This is a genomic window from Pseudomonas sp. H11T01, from assembly GCF_048515765.1.
GTDB lineage: Bacteria > Pseudomonadota > Gammaproteobacteria > Pseudomonadales > Pseudomonadaceae > Aquipseudomonas.
Genome location: NZ_JBLYED010000045.1, coordinates 17,057 through 36,758 on the forward strand (window position 1 = coordinate 17,057; position 19,702 = coordinate 36,758).

20 protein-coding genes are annotated in these 19,702 nt (G+C 56.4%); 12 read left to right on the forward strand and 8 right to left on the reverse strand.

Features of this window, described 5'->3' with window-relative positions; all coding sequences use genetic code 11:
• Positions 1-14: 14 nt before the first annotated feature.
• From groL to ACN1C3_RS32265, 4 genes are all read right to left on the reverse strand, one after another.
• Positions 15-1,658 (reverse strand): chaperonin GroEL, encoded by a 1,644-nt coding sequence (groL, locus tag ACN1C3_RS32250; protein ID WP_419119776.1) that lies wholly within the window; start codon positions 1,656-1,658, stop codon positions 15-17.
• A gap of 48 nt (positions 1,659-1,706) precedes the next feature.
• Positions 1,707-2,000, reverse strand: a complete 294-nt coding sequence (locus ACN1C3_RS32255; protein WP_047532658.1) for a co-chaperone GroES — start codon at positions 1,998-2,000, stop codon at positions 1,707-1,709.
• Between the two features lie 255 nt (positions 2,001-2,255).
• Entirely contained in the window at positions 2,256-2,729 is a 474-nt protein-coding gene (locus ACN1C3_RS32260; protein WP_419119777.1) for an FxsA family protein, read from the reverse strand.
• 65 nt (positions 2,730-2,794) lie between these two features.
• On the reverse strand, positions 2,795-3,526 hold the full coding sequence (locus ACN1C3_RS32265) for a HugZ family protein (protein ID WP_419119778.1): 732 nt from the start codon (positions 3,524-3,526) through the stop codon (positions 2,795-2,797).
• Positions 3,527-3,689: 163 nt separating this feature from the next.
• On the opposite strand from ACN1C3_RS32265, the gene ACN1C3_RS32270 reads away from it, so the two are divergent.
• Positions 3,690-4,448 (forward strand): SDR family oxidoreductase, encoded by a 759-nt coding sequence (locus tag ACN1C3_RS32270; RefSeq protein WP_419119779.1) that lies wholly within the window; start codon positions 3,690-3,692, stop codon positions 4,446-4,448.
• Positions 4,449-4,638: 190 nt separating this feature from the next.
• On the opposite strand, the gene apbC is transcribed toward ACN1C3_RS32270, so the two are convergent.
• Positions 4,639-5,733 carry an iron-sulfur cluster carrier protein ApbC gene (apbC, locus tag ACN1C3_RS32275; protein WP_419119780.1) on the reverse strand — a complete coding sequence of 365 codons (1,095 nt, stop codon included), beginning with the start codon at positions 5,731-5,733 and terminating at the stop codon, positions 4,639-4,641.
• 288 nt (positions 5,734-6,021) lie between these two features.
• Here apbC and metG point away from each other — a divergent pair, with 288 nt between their 5' ends.
• The 8 genes from metG (at position 6,022) to ACN1C3_RS32315 (ending at position 13,130) form a co-directional block, all read left to right on the forward strand.
• Positions 6,022-8,067 carry a methionine--tRNA ligase gene (gene metG / locus ACN1C3_RS32280; protein WP_419119781.1) on the forward strand — a complete coding sequence of 682 codons (2,046 nt, stop codon included), beginning with the start codon at positions 6,022-6,024 and terminating at the stop codon, positions 8,065-8,067.
• A gap of 125 nt (positions 8,068-8,192) precedes the next feature.
• On the forward strand, positions 8,193-8,780 hold the full coding sequence (locus ACN1C3_RS32285; RefSeq protein ID WP_419119782.1) for an electron transport complex protein RnfA: 588 nt from the start codon (positions 8,193-8,195) through the stop codon (positions 8,778-8,780).
• Positions 8,777-9,985: an electron transport complex subunit RsxB gene (gene rsxB, locus ACN1C3_RS32290; RefSeq protein ID WP_419119783.1), complete on the forward strand. Its 1,209-nt coding sequence runs from the start codon at positions 8,777-8,779 to the stop codon at positions 9,983-9,985. Before ACN1C3_RS32285 ends, rsxB begins: the two co-directional genes overlap by 4 nt.
• The gene (locus ACN1C3_RS32295; protein WP_419119784.1) at positions 9,972-10,967 is read left to right on the forward strand and encodes an RnfABCDGE type electron transport complex subunit D; all 996 of its coding nucleotides are present in this window, start codon (positions 9,972-9,974) and stop codon (positions 10,965-10,967) included. The genes rsxB and ACN1C3_RS32295 overlap by 14 nt, the downstream gene beginning before the upstream one ends.
• Before the next feature lie 17 nt (positions 10,968-10,984).
• Entirely contained in the window at positions 10,985-11,596 is a 612-nt protein-coding gene (locus ACN1C3_RS32300; protein ID WP_419119785.1) for an RnfABCDGE type electron transport complex subunit G, read from the forward strand.
• Positions 11,589-12,179, forward strand: a complete 591-nt coding sequence (locus tag ACN1C3_RS32305) for an Rnf-Nqr domain containing protein (protein ID WP_419119786.1) — start codon at positions 11,589-11,591, stop codon at positions 12,177-12,179. The genes ACN1C3_RS32300 and ACN1C3_RS32305 overlap by 8 nt, the downstream gene beginning before the upstream one ends.
• Before the next feature lie 25 nt (positions 12,180-12,204).
• The gene (nth, locus tag ACN1C3_RS32310) at positions 12,205-12,843 is read left to right on the forward strand and encodes an endonuclease III (RefSeq protein ID WP_419119787.1); all 639 of its coding nucleotides are present in this window, start codon (positions 12,205-12,207) and stop codon (positions 12,841-12,843) included.
• Between the two features lie 107 nt (positions 12,844-12,950).
• Positions 12,951-13,130, forward strand: coding sequence for a PA3496 family putative envelope integrity protein (locus tag ACN1C3_RS32315; protein ID WP_419119788.1), 180 nt, complete (start codon positions 12,951-12,953; stop codon positions 13,128-13,130).
• Positions 13,131-13,381: 251 nt separating this feature from the next.
• Here ACN1C3_RS32315 and ACN1C3_RS32320 read toward each other — a convergent pair whose 3' ends face one another.
• Positions 13,382-14,008, reverse strand: a complete 627-nt coding sequence (locus ACN1C3_RS32320) for a response regulator (RefSeq protein ID WP_419119789.1) — start codon at positions 14,006-14,008, stop codon at positions 13,382-13,384.
• A 479-nt stretch (positions 14,009-14,487) separates the two neighbouring features.
• On the opposite strand from ACN1C3_RS32320, the gene ACN1C3_RS32325 reads away from it, so the two are divergent.
• Positions 14,488-15,252, forward strand: a complete 765-nt coding sequence (locus ACN1C3_RS32325) for a hypothetical protein (RefSeq protein WP_419119790.1) — start codon at positions 14,488-14,490, stop codon at positions 15,250-15,252.
• Positions 15,253-15,383: 131 nt separating this feature from the next.
• Here ACN1C3_RS32325 and ACN1C3_RS32330 read toward each other — a convergent pair whose 3' ends face one another.
• Positions 15,384-16,601, reverse strand: a complete 1,218-nt coding sequence (locus ACN1C3_RS32330; RefSeq protein ID WP_419119791.1) for an argininosuccinate synthase — start codon at positions 16,599-16,601, stop codon at positions 15,384-15,386.
• A gap of 129 nt (positions 16,602-16,730) precedes the next feature.
• The gene (locus ACN1C3_RS32335) at positions 16,731-17,639 is read right to left on the reverse strand and encodes a flagellar protein MotY (protein ID WP_419119792.1); all 909 of its coding nucleotides are present in this window, start codon (positions 17,637-17,639) and stop codon (positions 16,731-16,733) included.
• A gap of 172 nt (positions 17,640-17,811) precedes the next feature.
• Between ACN1C3_RS32335 and pyrC the strand changes: the two genes are divergently transcribed.
• Entirely contained in the window at positions 17,812-18,858 is a 1,047-nt protein-coding gene (gene pyrC / locus ACN1C3_RS32340; RefSeq protein ID WP_419119793.1) for a dihydroorotase, read from the forward strand.
• Positions 18,855-19,529, forward strand: coding sequence for a ribonuclease T (gene rnt, locus ACN1C3_RS32345; protein WP_419119794.1), 675 nt, complete (start codon positions 18,855-18,857; stop codon positions 19,527-19,529). The genes pyrC and rnt overlap by 4 nt, the downstream gene beginning before the upstream one ends.
• Positions 19,530-19,702: the final 173 nt, after the last annotated feature.

Below are 19,702 nucleotides of genomic sequence, written 5' to 3' on the forward strand. Positions count from 1 at the left end.
AGGGTAAGGCTGGCTTACATCATGCCGCCCATGCCACCCATACCGCCCATGTCTGGCATGCCGCCGCCAGCTGGTTTGTCATCTGGAGCATCAGCGATCATTGCTTCAGTGGTCAGCATCAAGCCACCAATGGACGCCGCAGCCTGCAGAGCAGAGCGAGTCACTTTAGTAGGGTCGAGGATGCCCATTTCGATCATGTCGCCGTATTCGCCGCTGGCTGCGTTGTAACCGAAGTTACCCGAACCTTGCTTGACCTTGTCGACAACTACGCTTGGCTCGTCGCCGGAGTTGGCAACGATCTGACGCAGTGGCGATTCGATAGCGCGACGCAGTACAGAAATACCGACGTTCTGATCAGCGTTGTCGCCTTTCAGTTCGCTGATGGCTTGCAGAGCACGAATCAGTGCTACGCCACCGCCAGGTACCACGCCTTCTTCAACGGCTGCACGGGTAGCGTGCAGGGCGTCTTCAACGCGGGCTTTCTTCTCTTTCATTTCAACTTCGGAACCAGCGCCAACCTTGATCACTGCAACGCCGCCGGACAGCTTGGCCAGACGCTCTTGCAGTTTTTCACGGTCGTAGTCCGAAGACGTATCAGCCACTTGCTGACGGATCTGCAGAACGCGAGCCTGGATATCAGCTTCAACGCCGGCACCGTCGATGACGGTGGTGTTTTCCTTGGTCACGGCTACGCGTTTGGCATTACCCAAGTGTTCCAGGGTAGCGCTTTCCAGGCTCAGACCGATCTCTTCGGAGATAACGGTACCGCCGGTCAGGACAGCGATGTCCTGCAGCATGGCCTTGCGACGGTCACCAAAGCCTGGAGCCTTGACGGCAACCACTTTGACGATACCGCGCATGTTGTTCACAACCAGAGTCGCCAGGGCTTCGCCTTCAACGTCTTCGCTCACGATCAGCAGTGGACGACCAGCTTTGGCAACGGCTTCCAGTACTGGCAGCAGTTCACGGATGTTCGAGATTTTTTTGTCGACCAGCAGGATCAGCGGACCGTCGAGCTCGGCAGTCATGGTCTCTGGTTTGTTGACGAAGTACGGGGACAGGTAGCCACGGTCGAACTGCATGCCTTCAACAACCGACAGTTCGTTTTCCAGGCCCGAGCCTTCTTCAACGGTGATCACGCCTTCTTTACCGACTTTTTCCATGGCTTCGGCAATGATGTCGCCGATGGAGTTGTCGGAGTTGGCAGAGATGGTGCCGACCTGAGCGATTGCCTTGGTGTCAGCGCAAGGCTTGGACAGGGCTTTGAGCTCTTTGACGATAGCGATGGTCGCTTTGTCGATGCCGCGTTTCAGATCCATCGGGTTCATGCCGGCAGCGACGGCTTTCAGGCCTTCGTTGACGATCGATTGAGCCAGAACGGTAGCGGTGGTGGTGCCGTCGCCTGCGTCATCGTTGGCACGGGAGGCAACGTCTTTGACCAGCTGCGCGCCCATGTTTTCGAAGCGATCTTTCAGCTCGATTTCTTTGGCGACGGAAACGCCGTCCTTGGTGATGGTCGGAGCGCCGAAGCTCTTCTCGATGATCACGTTACGGCCTTTAGGGCCCAGGGTCGCTTTTACTGCGTCAGCCAGGACGTTCACACCGGCAAGCATTTTCTTACGGGCGGAATCGCCGAATTTTACTTCTTTAGCAGCCATGATCGATATTCCTTAAATACTTTGTAGTAGCGGGAAATTGAGCGGAAATCAGCCTTCGATAACAGCGAGGATTTCGTTCTCGCTCATTACCAGCAGGTCTTCGCCGTCTACTTTCACAGTGTTGCTGCCGGAGTAAGGGCCGAACACAACCTTGTCACCCACTTTCACGGCCAGTGCACGCACTTCACCGTTGTCCAGAACGCGGCCGGTGCCTACAGCAAGGATTTCACCGCTGTTGGCTTTTTCAGCAGCCGAACCCGGCAGAACGATACCGCCAGCGGTTTTCTTTTCTTCTTCGCTGCGACGGATTACGACGCGGTCATGCAGAGGACGAAGCTTCATTGTCGATCTCTCCTAATTGTGGTTTTCATCGGCCGGTGTAGTCCCGGCGGGTTAGCAAATCCGGCGTTGCCGGTTGCGGCTCGCAAAGCGAACCGCGGAAGTCTGTCTGGTGTCACCACCAAAACCTTGCGGTGACCGTTACATAAGGGCGCATAAGCTTATTACAAGGGCTGATGAACGAATTTTTTTATGCTCGACGTCTGCCTGGAAAACAAACATGGCACCCGAAGGTGCCATGTCGATAGCCAAAGCCGGTTACGAATCGCGATGCTCGAACTCGCCTTCGATCACGTTTGGCTGACGCCCAATGGGCTGCTGCGGGGTCGGCCCGCCGCGAGCCTGCATATCCTCGGCAAAGGCGCGCTGGCGAATCGCCTGCTCCTCGGCACGTTGGCGCATCTTGTTGGCCAGCAGCCGACGAGTGATCGGCAACAGCATGACCAAACCCACCACGTCACTGATGAAGCCCGGCAGGATCAATAGACCGCCACCCAGGGCCATCATCAGGCCTTCAAGCATTTGCTGAGCCGGCAACTCGCCGCGGTTCAGGCTTTCACGTGCCCGCAGGGCCGTGGCCAGACCCGCGACGCGCAACACCAACACCCCAAGCATCGAGCCAAGAATGATCAACGCCAGCGCCGGGAAAAAGCCGATGGCCGAGCTGACTTGGACAAACACAAACAGCTCTAGCACCGGGAACAGCAGAAAGAGCAACAAAAAAGGGCGCATCAAATGGTTCCTCAACGGAAGAATGCCTTCCAGTTCACATTAGATGACGTCACTGTTTCGTGAATTCAAGCGTCCGCAGCTTCATTTTTTGGCCAATTCTGCGCGTGAGCCAGGAAAACCAAGGCTTCGCGAACTTGTGTCGGCGTATTACAAGGTTCCTGGAACGGCAACCAGTACAGGCCCTGTCCAATGCGCAAGTGCATGCCTTCGGTGTCGATTCCGGCCAGTTGCGCCGGTACGGTTTTCGGCAACCCGGCCAATTCGACGTAATGGGCGATAGCCTTGGCATGGTCGCTGTTCATGTGCTCGACCATACTTACCTCGGCCTTACCGGCAAACGGGTTGGCCAGGGTTATCTGGTCGAGCCAGTGAATCGCGCCGAAACCGCCGATGTAGCGATGACGGACGGGGTTGAGCACCCAAAAATCGAAGTCATGGGCCTTGTGGTAGTTCTGCGACTCGGGGAAATAGCGGTAATAACGCTCGGCAGCTGCCTCGATCGCTTCGGGTTCACTGAGCTTTTCGGCCTCGGCCAAAAAGGTCAGGCGACCGACGGCCTGTACATCCTCAGCCTCACGCTCGCCCACCAGCAGTGAGCATTTTGCGTCCTTGAGCAAATTGTGAGTGTGCTGGGCGATCCGGCTGATCAGGATCAGCGGTCTACCCTGCTCGTCCAGGCAATAAGGAACCACCGAGCCAAAAGGAAAACCGGGCATCGCCTTGGAGTGCGTCGACAACACGCCACGGTATTCTTTGAGCAACAATTCTCGGGCATGCTTAGCGGCTTCAACGCTCAACTTATGACTCCTTATATAGAATTCGTCGAGAAAAGACGGGCGACTGGGCTAAAGTACCAGCAACGCCATCGGAGGCAGTTCTCATACGCAGCCAAGCCATATCAGGCGTGCAAGAGAGGCTCCAAAAAAGGAAACCACTCTGACCTGCTACTGGGGCATGCGAATGCAACTCACTGACAAAGTAATCATTATCACTGGCGGTTGCCAGGGTTTAGGCCTTTCCATGGCTGAGTATTTAGCCACCAAGGGCGCAAAGCTGGCCTTGGTCGACTTGAACCAGGAAAAGCTCGATCTGGCCGTGGCTGCCTGCAAGGCCGTCGGCGTCGAAGCTCGCGCTTATCTGTGCAACGTCGCCAACGAAGAACAAGTGACCCACATGGTCGCTCAGGTCGCCGAAAATTTCGGCGCGATTCACGGCTTGATCAATAATGCCGGGATTCTGCGCGATGGCCTGCTGATCAAGGTCAAGGACGGTGAAATGACCAAAATGAGCCTAGCCCAATGGCAAGCAGTCATCGACGTCAATCTGACCGGCGTATTCCTCTGCACCCGCGAAGTGGCGGCGAAGATGATTGAGCTGAACAATCAGGGCGCAATCATCAATATCTCGTCGATTTCCCGCGCAGGGAACGTCGGCCAGACCAACTATTCCGCTGCCAAGGCCGGTGTCGCCGCAGCCACCGTCACCTGGGCCAAGGAACTGGCACGCTATGGAATCCGCGTTGCTGGCATCGCGCCGGGCTTTATCGAAACCGAGATGACCCTGGGCATGAAGCCTGAAGCGCTGGAGAAAATGACTTCGGGTATTCCGCTCAAGCGTATGGGCAAGCCTGAAGAGATCGCCCACTCGGCGGGCTACATCTTCGAAAACGACTACTACACCGGCCGGATTCTGGAATTGGATGGTGGTTTGCGGATCTGAAGTCAACACAAATCAAATGTGGGAGCGGGCTTGCTCGCGATGAGGTCATGACAGTCACCATCGATGGTGACTGTCACACCGCTATCGCGAGCAAGCGAACGTCGCCCGGCCCTTCCCACACTGGATATCTATAGTTTTGTAGATCGCATTCGCAAGTGAGCTGCTTCATGGCAACTCCTTCGCTTCCCCATCAATCGTCGCTGATGGTGATGTTCGGCATCGCCGGCGTTGCGGCTTCCTGCAAAACAATCCGCGCGCCAACGTGACGAGCCAGTTCCTGATACACCATGGCAATCTGGCTGTCCGGCTCGGCAATGACCGTCGGTTTGCCACCGTCGGCCTGCTCGCGGATGACTATCGACAACGGCAGAGAAGCCAGCAGCTCGACACCGTATTGCGTGGCTAGCTTCTCGCCACCACCTTCACCGAACAAATGTTCGGCATGACCGCAATTGGAGCAAATGTGCACGGCCATATTTTCCACGACGCCGAGCACTGGGATGTTGACCTTGCGGAACATCTCCACGCCCTTGCGCGCATCCAGCAGTGCCAGATCCTGCGGCGTGGTGACGATCACTGCACCCGCTACCGGGACTTTCTGCGCCAACGTCAGCTGGATGTCACCGGTGCCTGGCGGCATGTCGATGACCAGATAATCCAGATCGCCCCAAGCGGTTTGTGTCACAAGCTGCAACAAGGCCCCCGAAACCATCGGGCCACGCCAGACCATCGGCGTGTTGTCGTCGGTCAGGAAAGCCATGGACATGACCTCGACCCCGTGTGATTCGATCGGGATGAACCACTTCTGATCCTTGATCTTCGGTCGGGTACCTTCCGCAATACCGAACATGATGCCCTGGCTCGGACCGTAGATGTCCGCGTCGAGAATCCCGACCTTCGCGCCTTCGCGCGCCAGCGCCAGCGCCAGGTTGGCAGCAGTGGTGGACTTACCCACCCCACCCTTGCCAGAAGCTACCGCTACCACGTTTTTCACATTCGCCAGACCTGGAATCTGCGCCTGAGCCTTGTGCGCGGCAATCACGCTGGTGATTTCGACCCTGGCCGTCGTCACGCCATCCAGACCTTCGATGGCCAGTTGCAGCATCTGCGCCCAACCACTCTTGAACAGCCCGGCGGCATAGCCGAGCTCAAGCTGAACGGTGACACGATCACCCTGGACGTCGATAGCGCGGACACACCCGGCGCTGACCGGATCCTGGTTCAGATAAGGGTCGGTGTATTGGCGAAGGACGGCTTCCACCGCTGCGCGATTGACGGCGCTCATGGGCAACTCCGATAGCAAGACTGAGAAAATCAGGGGGGTATCCTACCTGTTCTGGTCAATGCGTTGGCGATCAAATTGTGGCGAGGGAGCTTGCTCCCGCTCGCCTGCGCAGCAGTCGTAATCCGGCTGACGCATTTTATCAGGAAGAACACGATTGCCAGTTTTGCGGCGGCTTCGCCACCCAGCGGGAGCAAGCTCCCTCGCCACAAGAAACAGGGGTACAGGGTGAAAAATATGCGCCAGCGCTTTATAGTGGCCGACCTCCGTTTCATCAAGTAGCCGAGCCCCATGTCCGAGCCACGCAAGATCCTCGTCACCAGCGCCCTGCCCTATGCCAATGGTTCAATCCACCTTGGCCATATGCTTGAGTACATCCAGACCGATATGTGGGTGCGCTTCCAGAAGCATCGCGGCAATCAATGCATCTACGTCTGCGCGGACGACGCCCACGGCTCGGCGATCATGTTGCGCGCGGAAAAGGAAGGCATCACCCCGGAACAACTGATCGCCAACGTCCAGGCTGAACACAGCGCCGACTTTGCCGCGTTCCTGGTGGACTTCGATAATTTCCACTCGACCCACGCCGAAGAAAACCGCGAGCTGTCGAGCCAGATCTACCTGAAGCTGCGCGACGCCGGGCACATCGCCACGCGTTCGATCACTCAGTACTTCGACCCGGAAAAGAAAATGTTCCTGGCCGACCGCTTCATCAAGGGCACTTGCCCGAAATGTGGCACCGAAGACCAGTACGGCGACAACTGCGAAAAATGTGGCGCGACCTACGCGCCCACCGATCTGAAAGATCCGAAGTCGGCGATCTCTGGCGCCACGCCGGTACTCAAGGATTCGCAGCACTTCTTCTTCAAGCTGCCGGATTTCCAGGAAATGCTGCAGAGCTGGACCCGCAGCGGCAGCTTGCAAGATGCCGTGGCCAACAAGATCGCCGAATGGCTGGACGCCGGCCTGCAACAGTGGGACATCTCCCGCGATGCGCCGTACTTCGGTTTCGAGATTCCCGACGAGCCGGGCAAGTACTTCTACGTCTGGCTGGATGCGCCGATCGGCTACATGGCGAGCTTCAAGAACCTTTGCGCCCGTCGTCCGGAGCTGGACTTCGACGCGTTCTGGGCCAAGGATTCCACCGCCGAGCTGTACCACTTCATCGGCAAGGACATCGTGAACTTCCACGCACTGTTCTGGCCAGCGATGCTTGAAGGTGCGGGCTACCGCAAGCCAACCAGCATCAATGTGCACGGTTACCTGACCGTCAACGGTCAGAAGATGTCCAAGTCCCGCGGCACGTTCATCAAGGCCCGGACCTACCTCGATCACCTGTCGCCGGAATACCTGCGTTACTACTACGCAGCCAAGCTCGGCCGTGGCGTCGACGACCTGGATCTGAACCTTGAAGACTTCGTGCAGAAGGTCAACTCGGACCTGGTCGGCAAAGTCGTCAACATTGCCAGCCGTTGCGCCGGTTTCATACATAAAGGCAACGCCGGCGTGCTGGTGGCCGGTAACGCCGCGCCAGAACTGACCGACGCTTTCCTGGCTGCAGCGCCAAGCATCGCCGAAGCCTACGAGGCTCGCGACTTTGCCCGCGCCATGCGCGAGATCATGGGCCTGGCCGACCGCGCCAACGCCTGGATCGCCGACAAGGCTCCGTGGTCGTTGGCTAAGCAGGAAGGTAAACAGGACGAAGTTCAGGCGATCTGCGCACTGGGCATCAATCTGTTCCGCCAACTGGTGATCTTCCTCAAGCCAGTGCTGCCGCTGTTGGCTGCGGATGCAGAGGCGTTCCTGAACGTCGCGCCATTGACCTGGAACGATCACGCGACCTTGCTCAGCAACCATCAGCTGAACGAATTCAAACCGCTGATGACCCGCATCGACCCGGTAAAAGTACAAGCCATGACCGATGCCTCGAAAGAAGACCTGACCGCCAGCCAGACCGATACCGGCGCGGCACAAGGCAATGGCGAACTGGCCAAGGATCCACTGTCGCCAGAGATCGAGTTCGATACTTTTGCCGCTGTCGATCTGCGTGTCGCCCTGATCCTCAAGGCCGAAGCCGTGGAAGGTGCGGACAAACTGCTGCGCCTGACCCTGGATATCGGTGACGAGCAGCGCAACGTGTTCTCCGGCATCAAGAGCGCCTACCCGAACCCGGCCGAGCTGGAAGGTCGCCTGACCATGATGATCGCCAACCTCAAACCACGCAAAATGCGCTTCGGGATCTCCGAAGGCATGGTGATGGCAGCCGGTCCCGGCGGTGAAGAAATCTACCTGCTCAGCCCGGACAGCGGCGCCAAACCAGGTCAGCGAATCAAGTAAGCTTTTCTGCTCGATCGATCCCACAGCCATGATGTTTCGTGGCTGTGGGATTTTCATATCTGGTCCGCCCTCCTTCCTTGCTAACCTTTAGGTAGACAGACCTGCTCGCTCAACCCGGCACGATCATGACCGACATGCTTCTCACGCTTATCAGCGCTGCCCTGATCAATAATTTCGTATTGCAATGGCCGCTGGGCGTCGATCCGCTGCTGCAGACGAGCCGCGAACCGGGTGCCGAGCGTCGGCAAGTGCATGCCCTGGGCATCGCAACAACCTGCCTGATGCTGGTCAGTTGCGTACTGAGCTATGCGCTCTATCACTACCTGCTGGAACCGCTTGCGCTGACGTCGCTGCGTTTGTTCGTCTTATTGCCTCTCAGCGTTCTGTTGATCAACCCGATCCTGAACCTGCTTTCGCGCGGGTTTCCACAGCTGCCATTCAGCGGTCTCTGGCCTCTGTTGCTGGGCAACGCTGGCGTACTCGGCCTGATTCTGCTCAGCACACAGGACGACAAAGGCCTGGGTTATACGACCGCGTTGAGCCTCGGCGCAGGCTTGGGCTTTTGGCTGGTGTTGAGCTTGTTCAGCGATTTGCGTCAGCGAACCCTCACTAATGATGTTCCGCTACCCTTTCGTGGCTTGCCGATCGAATTGATCAGCGCCGGGTTGATGGCAGTGGCATTTCTCGGCTTCACCGGACTGATCAAAACATGAGTCTGATTCAACGCATCGACGCCCTGTTGCCGCAGACCCAATGCGGCAAATGTGGCCACCCTGGATGCAAACCCTACGCTGAAGGTATTGCCAACGGCGAGGCCATCAACAAGTGCCCACCGGGCGGCAGCGAGACCATTTCGGCGCTGGCGGAACTGCTGAAAATACCGGTTCTGGAACTGGACCCGGAACGTGGCTCCGCCCCTGCGCAAATCGCCTTTATTCGTGAAGCAGAATGCATTGGTTGCACCAAATGCATTCAGGCCTGCCCGGTGGACGCGATTGTCGGCGCGGCCAAACTGATGCACACAGTGATCATCGACGAATGCACCGGCTGCGACCTCTGCGTGGCGCCTTGCCCTGTGGACTGCATTGAAATGCATCCATTGCCGCTGGCCACGGTGCTGCCGATTGTCGGTGGGCTGGCGTTCAGCCTCGAGGAACAACGCGCCCGCACCGAAAAACGCAATCACGCACGCAGTCGTTTCGAACAGCGAAATGCCCGCCTGCGCCGCGAAGAAGAGCAAAAGTTGGCCGAGCGCCTGGCACGCGCCCAGCGCGCGATGCAGCCCAGCGAGGTTTCAGTCGACCCGATCCAAGCCGCCATCGAGCGGGTTCAAGCGCAGAAAGCCGCCGCTGCCGATGCAGCCGTGAAAAAGGCCAAGATTGATTTGGCCATGAGCCGCGCACAGCTGAACAAGTCGCTGAAAGCCTTCGGGCATCCGCCGACCTTTGAACAGCAGTCACAGCTGATCATTCTGCAACGACAGTTCGAGGCCGCAGAACGTGCGCTGGCACAACTGGAGAGCAGTGCAGCACCCGCGCCACAGCCGGCGCCGGGCAAAGATGCCGATCTCAAACGCGCGAAAATCCAATTGGCCATGCGCCGCGCCGAACTGAAAAAAGCTCAAAGCAACGAAGCAACGAGCGAGCACATTGCAGCTCTGCGCAATGCTCTGGCACAAGCGGAGCAGGCCTTGCACCGCGCCGAGAACGCCAGTGAGCAACCCGCGCCAGATCTGATGCGGGTCGAGAAACGGCCCATCGACGACCAGCTTCGGCAGCTGAAAACGGAGTTGGCCTACGCTCGCGCGGATGTCAGCAAGCTTGAGCGACGTCCCGAGACATCAGCAGAACTCATGACCAAGGCTCGAAACCGACTGATCGAAGCCGAGCGTCAGGTAGAAGCCTATGGCGCCTCTTGAAACGGTTGACGAGCGTCTTCAGCAGGCAATGAAACTGGTGCTGCTGGCGACACTGCCGGGCATTTTTGTTTTGCTGTGGTTATACGGCTGGGGCGTGCTGATCAACTTGCTGCTGGCCGGGTCCACGGCGCTGGCCGTTGAGGCCGCCGCCCTCAGTTTGCGCAAACGCCCTCTAAAGCCCTCTCTGAGCGACGGCAGCGCGTTGGTCAGTGCCACCTTGCTGGCACTGGCATTGCCGCCTTATTGCCCATGGTGGTTGACCCTGAGCGCAGCCGCGTTTGCGCTGTTTTTTGGTAAACACCTGTATGGCGGTGTCGGCAAAAACCCGTTCAATCCAGCGATGCTTGGCTATGCACTGGTCCTGGTGTCGTTTCCTCAGCAGATGACTCACTGGCCGACCTCCCATGGCACGGACCTGCTCGGTGGCTTGCAACAGATTTTCGGCTTCAACTTCAGCGGCTCAGCGCCTGATGCCTGGGTCCAGGCCACGGCCCTGGACAGCGTGAGAATTAACAAAAGCCTGACCATGGATGAACTGTTCGCCAGCAATACTGCGTTCGGCCACTGGGGTGGCAAAGGCGCCGAGTGGGTCAATCTCGCATTCCTCGCCGGCGGCGCATTTTTGCTACAACGGCGGGTATTCAGTTGGCACGCTCCGGTCGGCATGCTTGCCAGCCTGTTTGTCATCAGCTTGCTCTGCTGGAACGGCTCGGGTTCCGACTCTCATGGTTCTCCCCTGTTTCACTTGCTGACGGGCGCGAGCATGCTCGGGGCGTTCTTTATCGTCACCGAGCCGGTCTCCGGCGCCAAAAACCCAAAAGCCAGACTGCTGTTCGGAGCAGGCGTTGGCCTGCTGACCTATCTCATTCGAACCTGGGGCGGTTACCCCGACGGCGTGGCATTTTCCGTCCTCTTGATGAACCTCGCCGTGCCCGCGCTGGAACGCCTCTTCGCTTCCCAACCAGAGCCGTCTGCGTCATGAACGGAGCCGTCAGCGCAATGAACAGAAACGTCGGCATACTGATCCTGGTGTTTTTGGCCGGTCTGGGTGGAACCGCGACATTCTTCGTGCAATACGTCGCCGCGCCGCGCATAGCGGCAGAACAACGAGCAATACAAAACCGCAACCTGCTGGAAATGCTGCCCCAAGGCATCTACGACAATCAGCCACTGGACCACCCGCTGTCGCTCACAGACGTAGAGCTTGGCAGTAGCCAATTGCTTGGCGGGTACCTGGCGACTCAATCAGGTCAACCCAGCGCGGTGATTCTGCGCAGTCAGACGACTGGCTACGCAGGCCCTATTGAGCTGTTGATCGGGATCGGGGCAAACGGCAAGCTGCTGGGCGTAAAAACCCTCAAACAGTCAGAAACCCCAGGGCTTGGAGGGAAAATTGCGGCGACCCCGAATCCCTGGTTGCAAAGCTTTTCCGGCAAATCACGCAATGATCCGCCCGACTCGGGCTGGGCCCTTAAAAAGGACAGCGGTCAATTCGATCAGATGGCCGGAGCGACAATTACCTCAAGGTCGGTGATAAGCGCCATTCATGATGCGCTGCGTTATTTCGACGAGCATCAGGCACAACTCACGGGAAAGCCTGCTCATGACTAACACCTCGACACTGCGCAATTCGCTGATGCTCGCGCCGCTGATTGGTGTCAGCGACACCTTGGTCAAGGCCGTCGGTTTGTGGCTGATGTCCATTGTGATCATCGCAATCTATGGCATGACCATGAAAGCGATTCGGACCTGGCTGAGTCCCAGTCTGCGCCTGGCAGCCAATATTGTGCTGGCCGCGACGATCGTCAGTTGTGCAGAACTGGCCTTGCAAGTCTGGACTCTTGAGCTGCATCGAAGCCTGGGCATATATCTTGGACTGATTGCCCTTCAATGCGTGTTGCTCGAACTCAACGGCTTTTTCGAACACAGCCTGATGTCTGAACGCCTGCGACTGTTTGGCCTGTTTGGCGTGCTGTTGATTGCACTGGGCACGTTGCGCGAGGTGCTGGGAACGGGTTCGCTCGGCAGCCATTTGTCGTGGCTGGCCGGATCCGTCGATACTCACTGGCAGCTCTGGCTATGGGCCCAGGATACGGGACCACGCTTGCTCACTCTGGTGCCAGGCGGGTTTATCCTGCTAGGGCTGCTGATCGCTGCGAAACAGGCTTGGGCCGCCTCTTCCAAACCACACTGACTGCCTTCAAGGAAACGCTTTACCCATGAACGCCGCAAAACGTCTGGAAATATTCCGCCGGCTTCACGAAGACAATCCGGAACCGAAAACCGAGCTGGCTTATTCCTCACCGTTTGAGCTGTTGATCGCGGTCATCCTGTCTGCCCAGGCGACGGACGTTGGGGTCAACAAGGCCACAGCGAAACTGTTCCCGGTCGCCAACACACCTGCGGCGATCCATGCGCTCGGTGTCGAAGGGCTGTCGGAATACATCAAGACCATCGGCCTGTACAACAGCAAAGCGAAGAATGTGATCGAAACCTGCCGATTGCTGGTAGAGCGTCATAACGGTGAAGTTCCGCAAACACGCGAAGAGCTTGAAGCACTCCCCGGCGTGGGACGTAAAACCGCTAACGTGGTGCTCAACACGGCCTTTCGCCAGCTCACCATGGCGGTCGACACGCATATTTTTCGGGTCAGTAACCGTACAGGCTTGGCGCCGGGGAAAAATGTCGTCGAGGTAGAAAAACAACTGATGAAGTTCGTGCCAAAGGAGTTTCTGCTCGACTCGCACCACTGGCTCATCCTCCACGGACGCTATGTATGCCAGGCCCGCAAGCCACGCTGTGGCAGCTGTCGGATCGAAGACCTGTGCGAATACAAGCACAAGACCTCTGACGATTGAGCATCCATAGAGTTTGATGATCGATCGATTGAAAAAATCTTTTTTACCCGGCACCGGATTATCGCTATAAGGAGCCCCAATGGCAGTCTTAGCCTGGAGTTAACTTTATGAGCGCTAGTAAAGAGCAACTGGACGTAGAAGACGACTTCACCGCCGTTGAGTCAGAGGATGCCGAGCCTGTGGTGGAGGTCGCGAAGACCAATCTCAGCAAACGCCGCACCATTGACAACCTTTTGGAAGAGCGCCGTCTGCAAAAGCAATTGGCCGATTACGATTTTGACGATTAACACCTAAAAGCCTCCCGAAACGGAGGCTTTTTTGTCGGCTACCCGGGGCACTTGGCCACTGGCTTTTTCGCAGAGACGTCCTGTCGACCGATAGAGCAGTGCTTGGTGCAGCACGGCAAACAATTAGCGTATGCAAGGACACCAAGAGAAAAGCATAGGTTGCGAGCACTCAGGTAGACACAGACAAACCGGTTCAAGGCCGAGCAACGCGTAATACCGTCCCCCTTTCTTGTTGTCTTTAGTGTCGGGATTCAAACCAATCCATTGCGTTGCGCAAGCTCGATCAGGTCAACCAACGAGCGGGCATTGAGTTTTAACAGCAAGCGTGTCTTGTAGGTACTCACTGTTTTGTTGCTGAGAAACATCCCATCGGCAATCTCCTTATTGGTCTTTCCTCGTGCAAGCTGTTGTAACACCATCATTTCCCGACCAGAAAGACGATCCACCATGTCCGCTTCGCTGGCATTTCCCAAACTCGAGCGGACGGTATGCAACGCCTGATTGGGGAAGTAGCTGTAACCGGAAAGTACTGCCTTGATCGCGCTCAGCAGCTCTGTCAGATCCTGTTGCTTACACACATACCCTGCGGCGCCAGCCTGCATACACCGCATGGAAAAATGCCCCGGTGCCTGCGAGGTCAACACCAATACCTTGAAAGGCATTGGGGTTGATGTCAGACGCGCGACAACTTCCAGACCATCAAGTTTTGGAATTCCGATATCCAGAATAACGATATCCGGCAAATGTTCACGAGCCAGCTGCAAGGCATCCACGCCGTTATCCGTCTCCGCAATGACTTCATAGCCATGACGTTCCATCAGCATACGTACAGCAAGACGAATGACGGGATGATCATCCACGATCAGCACTTTATTCATGGGCAAGTCCAATTTTCGCTGTTCGAATTTTTAGAGTCAGCACAATAGCCTAGTCATTTCCCCCTTGGCATGGCGCCCCCCCCACTCACCAGCACCCAGAGAGCATCCCTACAAATAACGCGGATTCGCCCTACAAAAAAGCACTAAAAAGGATGTGTCTTTAAGTTTAATCGCCACGGGCCCTACCTTGAGTCAAAGCTTTTTTGTATCACATGACTATTCGATACACATCGGAACAACCAGAAGAGTACTACACACTATGTTGAGTTCTCGCAGCACAAAACAAACCTGCCAGACATATACTTTCGTTTAACGTCCTCCCTAATTAAAAAAACCACCCACTATCAAACCGAATCTAGAATCACTATAAACAACAAAAGCCCAACAAAAAATCAACCATCAACCTGCACCACGCTAACACTTACCGTCGGAGTCTTTGACCACACTATAAAAACACAACACTCTTAAGTGAGAAGAAAATGAATACACCTCAAAATAAAATAACCAACCCAATGACCATCATTGCCATTTTCGCCGCGCTGACGGAAGCCTCTGCAACCGTATCGCTTCCATTCCTTGACGACGGTGACAGGGATGTCTACGTCTGGTTTTTGATCAGTTTTCCGTTCTGCCTGATACTTCTTTTCTTTGTCACATTGAATTTTAACTACAAATCGCTTTACGCGCCTTCCGACTTCGAGAAAGGAGAAGACTTTATAAAGGTCATCGACGGTGCAACTCGCTCGAGAAAAACTAAAGCCCCACCGTCGAATGCCCCACTCCCAAAGCAACATAACAACACCACAGACAGTGCGGAAAATTTCCACCCACCTGAAAGACTCGTTAAATGCCCGCCGCAGAGTTTTATATTCCGGCAGCACAAGTGCCGCTATTCATACCGCAATGCGCAAGACCCACCGACACCTGTCAACTTACTCACCCATCACGCCATGCAATACACCTTTCATCTACCCCATACACTGCACGGCCTACACATTATTGATACTCGGAGGATAAATACAAAAAAGGACGTTGATACTTTAATCACCGAGATCGGCCAGAAAATACGCAGCACACCAGACGCCCGCGACCTCATCATTTTTCTTGTCAATCAGAAATCGGCCCAGCTTATTAATCAAAACGCGTTCAAAATACTCAATCAAGACAAGACCAAACACTCTTTCTACCTGGTTTACAACTTGAGCGCGCGTACATTGACGCAGACCTGCCAGGCAAATGACTGACACCAGGAAACACGCAATAAGACAACGCGAATTAAGCGCAAGGCGTATGAGGCAGGATAAGAAAAAAAACAGTACACAAAAAAATGGCCCTGCTTATTGCAGGGCCATCTTTTTTACTCACATTCAATCAATCAGAACAATTTCCGACCTTTGTTTGCGGCAATACGCATACGCAACGCATTGAGTTTGATGAAGCCTGCAGCATCCGCTTGATTGTAAGCGCCGCCATCTTCTTCAAACGTCGCAATGTTTGCATCGAACAACGACTCATCGGACTTACGGCCGGTGACAATGACGTTGCCCTTATACAGTTTCAGACGAACCACGCCATTCACGTGTGCCTGAGACGCATCGATCATCTGTTGCAGCATCAGACGTTCAGGGCTCCACCAGTAACCGGTGTAGATCAGGCTGGCGTATTTAGGCATCAACTCGTCTTTGAGGTGAGCCACTTCGCGATCCAGGGTGATCGACTCGATTGCACGGTGAGCACGCAGCATGATGGTGCCACCCGGCGTCTCGTAGCAGCCGCGGGACTTCATACCGACATAACGGTTCTCGACGATATCCAGACGGCCAATACCGTTTTCGCCACCGATACGGTTCAGCGTTGCCAGAACGGTCGCAGGCGTCATCTCAACGCCGTCCAGAGCAACGATATCGCCATTGCGATAGGTCAGCTCAAGATAGGTTGCGACGTTCGGGGCGTCTTCCGGGGACTTTGTCCAACGCCACATGTCTTCTTCGTGCTCGGTCCAGGTGTCTTCCAGCACGCCGCCTTCATAGGAGATGTGTAGCAGGTTGGCATCCATCGAGTACGGGGATTTTTTCTTGCCGTGGCGCTCAATAGGGATGTTGTGCTTGTCAGCGTAATCCATCAGCTTTTCACGGGAGAGCAGATCCCATTCACGCCAAGGAGCAATCACCTTGACGCCAGGCTTCAACGCGTAGGCGCCCAGTTCAAAACGGACCTGATCGTTGCCTTTACCGGTTGCACCATGGGAAATGGCGTCGGCGCCGGTTTCGTTGGCGATTTCGATCAAACGCTTGGCGATCAACGGACGAGCGATGGAGGTACCCAGCAGGTACTCGCCTTCGTAAACGGTGTTGGCGCGGAACATCGGAAACACGAAATCGCGTACGAACTCTTCGCGCAGATCGTCGATGTAGATCTCTTTTACGCCCATGGCTTGTGCCTTGGCGCGTGCAGGTTCGACCTCTTCGCCCTGACCCAGGTCAGCGGTGAACGTCACCACTTCACAGTTATAAGTATCCTGCAGCCACTTGAGGATCACCGAAGTGTCCAGGCCGCCGGAATACGCCAGAACGACCTTGTTTACGTCCGCCATGCCATCACTCCACCGGGTTGTACGGAAAGCCTTCAAGTCTACCGTTCAAACAGGATAATTTACAGAGGCGCGACAGCTTATGACGACGAAGCGACAGATTATGTCGAACGCGCGACGACTACAGCCGTTTCAGGAAGTTGCCGCGGCGTTGCTTGCGGAACTGATCTGTGGGGCGGTTTTTTCGCTGGGTGCAACACGCTCTAGTTGAACATTGACCCGGCGATTCCTGGCCCGATTGGAGGCATTGGTGTTGGGAGCCAAAGGGTAGCGCTCACCGTGGAAACGCATAGTGATTTGCGACTCCTGGATGCCATTGGCCTTGAAGAAGTCCAGCACCGCAAGCGCTCTGCGGCGCGACAGATCGCGATTGGTCAGTCGATTACCACTGTTGTCCGAATGGCCGTCGAGCTCGATGTGATTGACGGTCGGATCCGCTTTGAGGAACGCCAGCATGACTTGCAGCTTGGCCTTGGCCTGCGCATCCAGGTCGATACCGCCGCCTGGAAAACCGACCTCGGCCTGCTTCACTTGTTCGAAGTTCATTGGCAACAGCTTCGCCGTGCACGCTTGATAGTCGCTGTAGGCCTTACTGAACTTGACCGCAAGCAAACGGACTTCAGAAACACCCCCATCACGAGAGTAATGGCGAACCACCGGGCTGCGACCGTCCAGCAGGCCATTAAACAGTCGGCCGGCCTGTGCCTGGGAACTGTTGAACAACACATCACCGCTGCCGGTTCTTACCGAACCCAGATTGATGTCACCGCGCCCCGGCTGCCAAGGCGCAGCGGCCGCCAATAAAGTCGCCGAGCCGCCACTCAGTGCTGAGTTGTAGGCCTTGAGACGGAACGTTGCCTGCTCGCCCGCACGCCGAACGAACTCACCCGAGCCAAAGTCGGTAATGGGTTGACTCAAACGGCACTCGAATTTGTCGCCTTCGACTGTCCACTCGATGCTCTCCAGACGCGTCTGGAAAGTCAGAGCCATCGCGGGCAGGCTGGCAAACACACTGAGCAAGGCTAAATAACGCTGGCGCACGGGAGGCTCCACTGGCTTCTATACAAAAGACCGACACACACGTTTACGGCATATCACTTGTTTACAGCACACCTATGGGATATCGGAAGCTTGCTGCAAAACTTGATAGCGAGTGCCTGAGAGAGTCTTTTCCGGTAGCATTCCCCTCAGTTTGACCCGCCTGGAATCCCCAATGTCCGACCGCCTGACCCTGCTGCGTCCCGACGACTGGCATATACATCTTCGCGATGGTGCTGTGCTGCCCAATACTGTCGCAGATGTTGCGCGCACCTTTGGCCGCGCCATCATCATGCCCAACCTGGTACCACCGGTGCGTAACGCCGCCGAAGCCGATGCCTATCGCCAGCGTATTCTCGCTGCGCGCCCGGCCGGCAGCCGTTTCGAACCACTGATGGTGCTCTACCTGACTGATCGCACTCAGCCTGCCGAGATTCGCGAGGCCAAGGCCAGTGGTTTTGTGCACGCCGCCAAGCTCTATCCGGCTGGCGCGACCACCAACTCGGACTCTGGCGTTACCAGCATCGACAAGATCTTTCCCGCACTTGAGGCCATGGCCGAAGTCGGGCTGCCCTTGCTGATTCACGGTGAAGTCACTCGCGGCGATGTCGATGTCTTCGACCGTGAAAAGCTGTTCATCGACGAACACATGCGTCGGGTCGTGGAGCGCTTCCCGACACTCAAAGTGGTGTTCGAACACATCACCACCCGAGAAGCCGTGCAGTTCGTCAACGAGGCCTCGGCCAATGTTGGCGCAACTATTACCGCTCATCACCTGCTGTACAACCGCAACCACATGTTGGTTGGCGGGATTCGCCCGCATTTCTATTGCTTGCCGATCCTCAAACGCAATGTCCACCAGGAAGCACTGCTCGACGCCGCCACCAGTGGCAGCGAGAAGTTTTTCCTCGGCACCGATTCGGCCCCGCACGCGCAACACGCCAAAGAGGCCGCGTGTGGTTGTGCCGGTTGCTACACCGCTTATGCTGCGATCGAGATGTATGCCGAGGCCTTCGAACAGCGTAATGCGCTGGACAAGCTCGAAGGCTTTGCCAGTTTGCACGGCCCGCGCTTCTATGGTCTGCCGGTAAACACCGATCGCATCACCCTGGTTCGCGAAGAATGGACCGCCCCGACCAGCCTGCCCTTCGGCGAGCTGTCTGTAATCCCGCTGCGCGCTGGTGAAAAACTGCGCTGGCGTCTGCTGGAGAAACACTTGTGAGTGAAGACCATTTCGACGACGAACAAGACGGCCATAACGGTGGTGGCTCTCGCCATCCGATGGCAGCCCGGTTTCGTGGTTACCTGCCGGTAGTCGTCGACGTTGAAACCGGTGGTTTCAACTGTGCCACCGATGCCTTGCTGGAAATTGCGGCTGTCACCATCGGCATGGATGAAAAAGGCTTCGTGTTCCCCGAACACACCTACTTCTTCCGGGTCGAGCCTTTCGAAGGCGCGAACATCGAAGCGGCGGCCCTGGAGTTCACCGGAATCAAGCTCGATCATCCGCTGCGTATGGCAGTCAGCGAAGAGACGGCCCTGACCGATATCTTCCGCGGTGTACGCAAGGCCCTGAAGGCCAACGGCTGCAAACGCGCAATTCTGGTGGGGCATAACAGCAGTTTCGACCTGGGTTTCCTCAATGCCGCTGTCGCGCGCCTGGACATGAAACGCAACCCGTTTCACCCGTTCTCCAGCTTCGACACCGCAACATTGGCTGGCCTGGCTTACGGTCAGACCGTGCTGGCGAAGGCCTGCCAGACTGCCGATATCGACTTCGACGGTCGCGAGGCCCACTCGGCGCGCTACGACACCGAAAAGACTGCCGAGTTGTTCTGCGGCATCGTCAACCGCTGGAAACAAATGGGCGGCTGGGAAGACTTCAACGACTGATCGAGTCGCCTGAAAAAAATCGCGCCCATAAAAAACCCGGCCTCTCCAGATTGTGTGAAAACCTAGCAATCTGCTCTCCGGTTCAAGAAAATGCCCGCATCGCAAGATGCGGGCATTTTTCTTATGCGCTATATCCAAGGTGAAGATCGCTGCCAGGGGGCACTGTTTCCAGT

Coding starts and splice junctions, on each gene's coding strand:
- ACN1C3_RS32285 (WP_419119782.1), top strand. CDS start 8,193: ATGACCGACATGCTTCTCACGCTTATCAGCGCTGCCCTGATCAATAAT.
- groL (WP_419119776.1), bottom strand. CDS start 1,658: ATGGCTGCTAAAGAAGTAAAATTCGGCGATTCCGCCCGTAAGAAAATG.
- ACN1C3_RS32270 (WP_419119779.1), top strand. CDS start 3,690: ATGCAACTCACTGACAAAGTAATCATTATCACTGGCGGTTGCCAGGGT.
- nth (WP_419119787.1), top strand. CDS start 12,205: ATGAACGCCGCAAAACGTCTGGAAATATTCCGCCGGCTTCACGAAGAC.
- ACN1C3_RS32325 (WP_419119790.1), top strand. CDS start 14,488: ATGAATACACCTCAAAATAAAATAACCAACCCAATGACCATCATTGCC.
- metG (WP_419119781.1), top strand. CDS start 6,022: ATGTCCGAGCCACGCAAGATCCTCGTCACCAGCGCCCTGCCCTATGCC.
- ACN1C3_RS32300 (WP_419119785.1), top strand. CDS start 10,985: ATGAACAGAAACGTCGGCATACTGATCCTGGTGTTTTTGGCCGGTCTG.
- ACN1C3_RS32305 (WP_419119786.1), top strand. CDS start 11,589: ATGACTAACACCTCGACACTGCGCAATTCGCTGATGCTCGCGCCGCTG.
- ACN1C3_RS32260 (WP_419119777.1), bottom strand. CDS start 2,729: ATGCGCCCTTTTTTGTTGCTCTTTCTGCTGTTCCCGGTGCTAGAGCTG.
- ACN1C3_RS32295 (WP_419119784.1), top strand. CDS start 9,972: ATGGCGCCTCTTGAAACGGTTGACGAGCGTCTTCAGCAGGCAATGAAA.
- apbC (WP_419119780.1), bottom strand. CDS start 5,733: ATGAGCGCCGTCAATCGCGCAGCGGTGGAAGCCGTCCTTCGCCAATAC.
- ACN1C3_RS32315 (WP_419119788.1), top strand. CDS start 12,951: ATGAGCGCTAGTAAAGAGCAACTGGACGTAGAAGACGACTTCACCGCC.
- ACN1C3_RS32320 (WP_419119789.1), bottom strand. CDS start 14,008: ATGAATAAAGTGCTGATCGTGGATGATCATCCCGTCATTCGTCTTGCT.
- rsxB (WP_419119783.1), top strand. CDS start 8,777: ATGAGTCTGATTCAACGCATCGACGCCCTGTTGCCGCAGACCCAATGC.
- pyrC (WP_419119793.1), top strand. CDS start 17,812: ATGTCCGACCGCCTGACCCTGCTGCGTCCCGACGACTGGCATATACAT.
- ACN1C3_RS32255 (WP_047532658.1), bottom strand. CDS start 2,000: ATGAAGCTTCGTCCTCTGCATGACCGCGTCGTAATCCGTCGCAGCGAA.
- ACN1C3_RS32330 (WP_419119791.1), bottom strand. CDS start 16,601: ATGGCGGACGTAAACAAGGTCGTTCTGGCGTATTCCGGCGGCCTGGAC.